Source organism: Streptomyces botrytidirepellens (assembly GCF_003721215.1).
GTDB classification, from domain to species: domain Bacteria; phylum Actinomycetota; class Actinomycetes; order Streptomycetales; family Streptomycetaceae; genus Streptomyces; species Streptomyces himastatinicus.
This window is the reverse complement of record NZ_RIBZ01000710.1, coordinates 1-7,290: the sequence shown is the minus strand read 5'-3', so window position 1 is coordinate 7,290 and position 7,290 is coordinate 1. Positions and strand designations below refer to the sequence as shown.

Genomic DNA, 7,290 nt, shown 5'->3' with positions numbered 1-7,290 from the left:
CGTCCGCGGCGACGGCTGGCTGCCGCAGGGCGACCCCCGGGACCGGCTCCCCGCGCAGATCGCCCGGCTGCGCGCGCTGCGCGAGGCGGCGGGCGTCGAGGAGCCCGCCGAGATCGGCGCCATCGCCGAGCCCCTGTACGTGGGCGACCCGCCCTGGCGCGTGGGGCGGCGCACGCTCACCGGCAAGCCGGAGCAGCTGGCCGCGTCCCTGCGCGCGTACGCGGCCATGGGCGTGGACCAGATCCAGGTGCGGTTCCGCAGCCGGAGCCGCACCGAACTGACCGATCAGATGGCGGCCTTCGCGGCCGACGTCGCCCCGCACCTGAACGCCTGAGGAGGCCATCATGGGCAAGCTGGACGGACGCGTCGTGATCGTCACGGGTGCGGCGCGCGGGCAGGGCGAGCAGGAGGCGCGGCTGTTCGCCGCCGAGGGCGCGAAGGTGGTGCTCGCGGACGTCCTGGACGACCAGGGCGCGGCGGTCGCCAAGGAGCTGGGCGCGGAGTCCGCCGCCTACGTCCACCTCGACGTGAGCCGCGAGGACGACTGGGCGGCCGCCGTGGCGTTCGCGAAAGACGCCTTCGGCGCGGTGAACGGGCTGGTCAACAACGCGGGCATCCTCCGCTTCAACGAGCTGACCAGTACCCCGCTGGAGGAGTACCTGTCCGTGGTCCAGGTCAACCAGGTCGGCGCGTTCCTCGGCATGCGCGCGGTCGCGCCCGAGCTGGCGGCGGCGGGCGGCGGCACGATCGTCAACACCGCCTCGTACGTGGCGCTCTCCGGCATGGCCCTGCTGACCTCGTACGCGGCCACCAAGGCGGCCATCGTCGGGATGACCCGGGTGGCCGCGATGGAGCTGGCGGGCAAGGGGATACGGGTCAACGCGATGTGCCCCGGCGCGGTCGACACCCCCATGAGCAACCCCGCCCGGCTCGACCCGGCGGCGGACGCGGCGGACGTGACCGAGGCGTCGGAGGCGGTGGACGGCCTCTACCGCAAGCTGGTCCCGATGGGCCGCATCGGCCGCCCCGAGGAGGTCGCCCGCCTGGCGCTGTTCCTCACCTCCGACGACTCCTCGTACATCACCGGCCAGCCGGTCGTCGTCGACGGCGGCTGGCTGAGCGGCGTCTCGGTGTTCTGAGGGCTGTCCTGGGCCTTGACGGTCCACCCTCCCGGTGCCATGGTCGGACTCCAATCTGACGGTACGTCAGATTATTGAAACCGGAGGCGGTGACCCCCTTGGAATTCGGACTGTTCGTACAGGGATACGTGCCGGAGCGCCGACGCCGCGCCGACCCCGAGGCCGAGCACCACGCCCTCATCGAGGAGACCGAGTACGTCATCCAGGCCGACCGGTCCGGCTTCAAATACGCCTGGGCCTCCGAGCACCACTTCCTGGAGGAGTACTCCCACCTCTCCGCGAACGACGTCTTCCTCGGCTACCTCGCCCACGCCACCGAGCGCATCCACCTCGGATCCGGCATCTTCAACCCCCTCCCGCAGGTCAACCACCCCGTCAAGGTGGCCGAGAAGGTGGCGATGCTCGACCACCTCTCCGGCGGCCGGTTCGAGTTCGGCTCGGGGCGCGGGGCGGGCAGCCACGAGATCCTGGGGTTCATCCCGGGCGTCACCGACATGAACCACACCAAGGAGATCTGGGAAGAGACCATCGGCGAGTTCGCCAAGATGTGGCTCAGGGACGAGTACCCGGGCTTCCAGGGCAAGCACTGGTCGCTCCCGCCCCGCAAGGTGCTGCCCAAGCCGTACGGCACCGGCCACCCGGCCATGTGGTACGCGGCCGGTTCCCCGTCCTCGTACGCGATGGCGGGCCGCAAGGGCCTGGGCGTCCTCGGCTTCTCCATCCAGAAGGTGTCCGACATGGAGTGGGTCCTCGACTCCTACAAGAACGCCGTCAAGGACGCCGACCCGGTCGGCGGCTTCGTCAACGACAACGTCATGGTGACGTCGACCGCGATCTGCGCCGAGACCCACGCCAAGGCGGTCGAGATCGCGCTCAGTGGTGGCCTCAACTACCTCCAGTCGCTGCTGTTCCGCTACCACGACACCTTCCCCCGCCCGGACGGCATCCCGGAGTGGCCCGAACTCCTCCCCGACTACACCGAGGAGATCATCGAGCTGCTCATCGCCGAGGAGCTGATGATCTGCGGCGACCCGGACGAGGTGTTCCGGCAGTGCAAGCGGTGGGAACAGGCCGGGGCCGACCAGCTCTCCTTCGGGCTGCCGATCGGCATCGGCTACGAGGACACCATGAACACCATCAAGCTCATCGGCGAACACGTCATCCCGAAGATCGACACCGACCCGGTGCACCGCACGACCCGCTTCCGCCAGGCATAAGGCCGCAGCCGCCAGAAGGGACCCCACCCGTGCTCGACCACCTCATCAAGGGCGCGACCGTCGTGGACGGCACGGGCGCGCCCTCCTACGTCGCCGACGTCGGCCTGCGCGACGGACGGATCGCCGCCGTGGCCGAGCCGGGCACCCTGGGCGAGCAGGCCCGTTCCACCGAGGACGCCACCGGGCTCGTCCTCGGGCCCGGCTTCGTCGACCCGCACACCCACTACGACGCCCAGCTCTTCTGGGACCCGTACGCCACCCCCTCCATGAACCACGGCGTCACCACCGTCGCGGGCGGCAACTGCGGCTTCACCCTCGCCCCGCTCAACCCCGAGCGCCCCGGCGACGCCGACTACACCCGGCGGATGATGAGCCGCGTCGAGGGCATGTCCCTGGTCGCCCTGGAGGAGGGCGCGCCCTGGAACTGGCACAGCTTCGGCGAATACCTCGACGCCCTGGAGGGGCGGATCGCCGTCAACGCGGGCTTCATGGTGGGGCACTGCGCGCTGCGCCGCCACGTCATGGGCCCCGACGCGACCGGCGGACAGCCCACCCCCGACCAGCTGGACCAGATGCTGCGGCTCCTCCACGAGGCCATGGACGCGGGCGCCTGGGGGCTGTCCACCACGCAGTCCTCCACCCACGCCGACGGCGACGGCCGGCCCGTCGCCTCCCGGCACGCGCGGCCCGACGAACTCCTCGCCCTGTCCCGGGCCGTCGGCGACCACGAGGGCACCCAGATCGAGGCCATCGTGGCGGGCTGCCTCGACCGGTTCGCGGACGAGGAGATCGACCTGCTGGTCGAGATGAGCGCCGCCGCCGGACGCCCCCTCAACTGGAACGTCCTCACCATCGACGCCGCCGTCCCCGAGCGCGTCCCGCGCCAGCTCCAGGCGAGCGAGCGCGCCCGCAAGGCGGGCGGCCGCATCGTCGCCCTCACCATGCCCATCCTGACCCCCATGAACATGTCGCTCGGCACGTTCTGCGCGCTCAACCTCATCCCGGGCTGGGGCGACATCCTCGGCCTGCCCATCCCCGAGCGCATCGCCAGGCTCCGCGACCCGGCCGTGCGGGAGGAGATGCTGCGCCGCGCGAAGAGCCCCGAGGCCGGGGTCTTCCGGCGGCTCGCCGACTTCGAGCGGTACGTCATCGGCGACACGTACAGCGAGGCCAACGCCGGGCTCACCGGCCGCGTCGTCCGCGACATCGCCGCCGAGCGCGGCCAGGACGCGTTCCACACCCTGGTGGAGATCTGCGCCGCCGACGAGATGCGCACCGTCCTGTGGCCCATGCCGACCGACAACGACCCGGCCAGCTGGGAGCTGCGGCGGCAGACCTGGGAGCACGAGGACGTCATGCTCGGCGGCTCCGACGCGGGCGCCCACCTGGACCGCATGTGCGGCGCCCCGTACACCACGCGCTTCATCGGCGACTGCCTGCGCGGCCGCAAGCTGGTCCCGCTGGAGCGCGCCGTCCGCATGCTCACCGACGACCCGGCCCGGCTGCTCGGACTCCGCGGCCGCGGCCGCGTCGCCGAGGGCTACCACGCCGACCTCGTCCTCTTCGACCCCGACCGCATCGACGCGGGCCGGGCCCGCCTCGTCCACGACCTCCCCGGCGACAGCCCCCGCCTGGACTCCCGGGCGACGGGCATGGTGAGCGTCCGCGTCGGCGGCGTCGAAACCATCCGCGACGACGAGATCACCGGCGCGATCCCGGGCACGGTCCTGCGCTCGGGCCGGGACACGCGCAGCGTGTCGACGCGGGGCTGAGCCGGTGCGGCGCGCCGCGCTGGTCACGGGCGCCTCGCGCGGCATCGGACTGGCGGTGGCGAAGGCGCTGGCGGCGGACGGGGTGGCGGTGTGCGTGACGGCCCGCGACCCCGCGGCCCTGTCCTCCGCCGTACGCGAGCTGGGCCCGCACGCCCTCACCTGCCCGGGCGACGCAGCGGACGCGTCGCACGTCGAGGAGGCCGTGGCACGTACGGTCGCCGCCTTCGGCCGCCTCGACATCCTCGTCAACAACGCCGCGACGAACGCCCCGCTCGGCCCCCTGATCGACGCCGACCCGCTCGCCTGGCGCAGGGCCTTCACCCTCAACGTGGAGGCCCCGCTGCGCCTGACCCAGGCCGCCTGGCGCGCCTGGATGCGCGACCACGGCGGCGCGGTCGTCAACATCTGCACCGAGGGCACCCACGGCGTGGGCCCCGGCGTCGGCGCCTACGGCGCCAGCAAGACCGCCCTCCTCCGCCTCACCCGCCAGCTCGCCGCCGAACTGGCCCCGGGCGTCCGCGTCAACGCGGTCTCCCCGGGCCTCATCCGCACCGAGATGGCCCGCTTCGTCTGGGAACCCGACGAACCCTCCATCGCCGCCACCCTCCCCCTGGCCCGCATCGGCGAACCGGAGGACGTGGCCCGCGCCGTCCGCTGGCTGGTCTCCGACGAGGCGTCCTGGATCACCGGCACCGACCTGGTGGTCGACGGCGGCCGCCGCGTCCGCGCGGCATTCCCCGGAGGAACGCAGCCCCGGTGATGGTCTCATTGGGCTAATCAGATGGTTCATCACATAAAAGTGCGAATGGAGGTGGAAAAGAGTTCACGACACATAACGCTTTCCGGGAGATTTCCCGGTTCACGTCCAAAGGAGTACTGCATGCGTCCTCACAGCAGGGCCGCATCGCCGCGGGTGCGATGCTCATGGCGGCCCACACGGCTGGCGCTAGGCGGCCTCACGACCCTGACCGCCGTCTCGCTGGCAGGCGTCCTGGGTGCCCTGCCCGCCGCGGCGCAAGGTCTCGAAGCGGAAGCGCTGCCTGCTTCGACCATCATGTCCACGGACCGGGCCGTCTCCTTGGATCCCATGGACCCCGACCCCGTCGTTGACCCCGCCGCCGACCCCGGCAGGCCCGGTAAGCCGAAGCCGCCGCGGCCGGGAGCCAACGGGTGCTTCGAGATCGACACCGTTCGTCAGGAAGCCGGCGGCGGTGGGGCTTTCTACGCGGCCGTCAGCTTCGGAGTCCCCTACGTCGGAGACGAGTCCGCCCCTGGCGGGGACATCGACTGGGACGACCTCTCCGACGAGTCGGGAGCGGTACCCGTGGGCGCCTGCGGTATCTCCATCGACGCCGGCCCCGGCGGCCCCCCGGGCAGCACCATTTTCATCGACGTCATCACCACGTCGGGGACCGTGCACGGCATCACCTGCAACCGCACGGGTTCGGTGATCACGTCCTGCGGCACCTGGGTTCAGCGCGCGACCCCGACGCCCGGGGACACGCTGACGCCGTAAGTCGTGCTCGCACTCCCGACATCAGTGACGCGGGGCAGCCGGTCCGGCTGCCCCGCGTCGCGCTGGTGGACGGCGGCCGGGCTACCAGATGATGGCGTCCTCGAACGTCGGCTGCCAGTACGTGACCTTGAGGGAGTCGTCGACGTAGACGCCCTTGGCGGGCAGCGACGGGTGGGCGGCCGACGGGACGTCCTCGTCGGCGGTGCGGCCCTGGAAGTAGACGGTGAGGGACTTCTCGGTGTGGCCGTTCGAACCGCTGCCGTCGGTGGCCGACAGGTTCACGGAGGCGTAGCCGGACGCGCCCGGAGCGAGCGTGACGACGGCCTGCGGCTTCGAGGCCTCGATGACCGGCGGCACCGACTGGGCCTCGCCGAACTGGACGGCCGGGTAGTGGTACAGGTTGCAGGGGACGCTGCCGGTGTTGGTGACCGTCAGCAGCATGTGGTTCACCGGGCGGCTCAGGGGAGCCGCGACCGTCTTGGTGTTGGAACCCTGGCAGGTGACGGCGGCCTTGGCCTTCGCCGCCCCCGCGGCCCGCGCGCCCTCGGCGTGGGCGCTCGCCCCGTTGCTGTACGCGGTCAGAGAGAGCGCGGCGACCGCGACGGTCGCCGCGGCGGTCAGGACACGGGTGCGCGGGTTCCGGTTGTGCGACATGTGGGGGAGTCCTCTCGGTGGTGCGGTCGGTGTGGTGCTTGGATGACCGGAGCTTGTGGGGTGATCCGTCCCAACCGCCAGGAATGCCGGGCAGTTTGGGACACTGGAACGCGAAAACGGGCTTTGACCAGGGGGAACGTAAGGGGCTTGGGACGCGGGAATGGGACGCGCCGGGCCGTACAGGGATGGGGAGGAACGGGTGTCAGGGGCATCAGGGGCGACCGGGACCGCCGCGGAGGCGTTCGCGGAGCTGCTGCGGGGACTCAAGGAACGCTCGGGGCTGAGCTACGGGGCGCTCGCCAAGCGATTACACATGAGCACGTCCACGCTGCACCGCTACTGCAACGGCAGCGCGGTGCCGCCCGACTACGCACCGGCCGAGCGGCTCGCCCGGGTGTGCCGGGCGACCCCCGAGGAACTGGTCGAGCTGCACCGGCGGTGGATCCTGGCGGACGCGGCGCGGGGCCGTAAGGCAGCGGGGCCCGAGGAACCGGCACCCGCAGCCGGACCCGCTGAACCTGCCGAACCTGCCGAACCTGCCGGACCCGCCGGACCCGCTGACCCGGAGCCTGCCGCTGAACAGGCGCCCGTCGCAGAACCCGCCGAACCGGCGCGTGCCGCCGGACCCGCCGAGCCCGGTGGGAGCGATGAACCGGTCGTCGGCGACACCGCCCCGCCCGCACCCGTGCGGACGCCCGGTCGGCGCCGCACCGCACTGATCGCCTCCGTCGCGACGGCCGCCGTGCTGGGATCCCTCGTGCTCGCCGCGAATCTGCCGTCCTCCGGGGACGACGGCGAGGACCGGTGGGCCGGCGATGTCACCGTCCCGACCACCGCACCCGCCACCACCGTCCGGGCCGACGAAAAGCCCCCGTCCGCGTCGGCCTCCCCTTCCCCGTCCCGGAGCCGGAGCGCGAAGACCGGCGAACCCTCCGCCCCGGCGCGGGAGCCCGCCGCCCGCGGCGGTGCGGACGCCCGCGGCGGCGCGGACG

The 7,290-nt window shown here is 72.4% G+C and carries 7 protein-coding genes and 1 pseudogene; 7 read left to right on the top strand and 1 reads right to left on the bottom strand.

The window, feature by feature from the left end:
* The 6 genes and pseudogenes from EEJ42_RS36570 to EEJ42_RS36545 form a co-directional block, all read left to right on the top strand.
* Positions 1-334: pseudogene (locus EEJ42_RS36570) on the top strand (LLM class F420-dependent oxidoreductase); the annotation flags it as partial.
* A 10-nt stretch (positions 335-344) separates the two neighbouring features.
* On the top strand, positions 345-1,139 hold the full coding sequence (locus EEJ42_RS36565) for an SDR family NAD(P)-dependent oxidoreductase (protein WP_123106496.1): 795 nt from the start codon (positions 345-347) through the stop codon (positions 1,137-1,139).
* 98 nt (positions 1,140-1,237) lie between these two features.
* Positions 1,238-2,356: an LLM class flavin-dependent oxidoreductase gene (locus EEJ42_RS36560; RefSeq protein ID WP_123106497.1), complete on the top strand. Its 1,119-nt coding sequence runs from the start codon at positions 1,238-1,240 to the stop codon at positions 2,354-2,356.
* 29 nt (positions 2,357-2,385) lie between these two features.
* Positions 2,386-4,128: an N-acyl-D-amino-acid deacylase family protein gene (locus tag EEJ42_RS36555; RefSeq protein ID WP_123106495.1), complete on the top strand. Its 1,743-nt coding sequence runs from the start codon at positions 2,386-2,388 to the stop codon at positions 4,126-4,128.
* A gap of 4 nt (positions 4,129-4,132) precedes the next feature.
* Entirely contained in the window at positions 4,133-4,888 is a 756-nt protein-coding gene (locus EEJ42_RS36550; protein WP_123106494.1) for an SDR family oxidoreductase, read from the top strand.
* Positions 4,889-5,008: 120 nt separating this feature from the next.
* The gene (locus EEJ42_RS36545) at positions 5,009-5,644 is read left to right on the top strand and encodes a hypothetical protein (protein ID WP_148082156.1); all 636 of its coding nucleotides are present in this window, start codon (positions 5,009-5,011) and stop codon (positions 5,642-5,644) included.
* Between the two features lie 81 nt (positions 5,645-5,725).
* Here EEJ42_RS36545 and EEJ42_RS36540 read toward each other — a convergent pair whose 3' ends face one another.
* Positions 5,726-6,298: a DUF4232 domain-containing protein gene (locus EEJ42_RS36540; protein ID WP_123106492.1), complete on the bottom strand. Its 573-nt coding sequence runs from the start codon at positions 6,296-6,298 to the stop codon at positions 5,726-5,728.
* A 199-nt stretch (positions 6,299-6,497) separates the two neighbouring features.
* Between EEJ42_RS36540 and EEJ42_RS36535 the strand changes: the two genes are divergently transcribed.
* Positions 6,498-7,290, top strand: a 793-nt coding sequence (locus EEJ42_RS36535) for a helix-turn-helix domain-containing protein (RefSeq protein WP_148082155.1), incomplete at its 3' end; no start/stop codon positions are given.

Coding starts and splice junctions, on each gene's coding strand:
- EEJ42_RS36565 (WP_123106496.1), top strand. CDS start 345: ATGGGCAAGCTGGACGGACGCGTCGTGATCGTCACGGGTGCGGCGCGC.
- EEJ42_RS36545 (WP_148082156.1), top strand. CDS start 5,009: ATGCGTCCTCACAGCAGGGCCGCATCGCCGCGGGTGCGATGCTCATGG.
- EEJ42_RS36540 (WP_123106492.1), bottom strand. CDS start 6,298: ATGTCGCACAACCGGAACCCGCGCACCCGTGTCCTGACCGCCGCGGCG.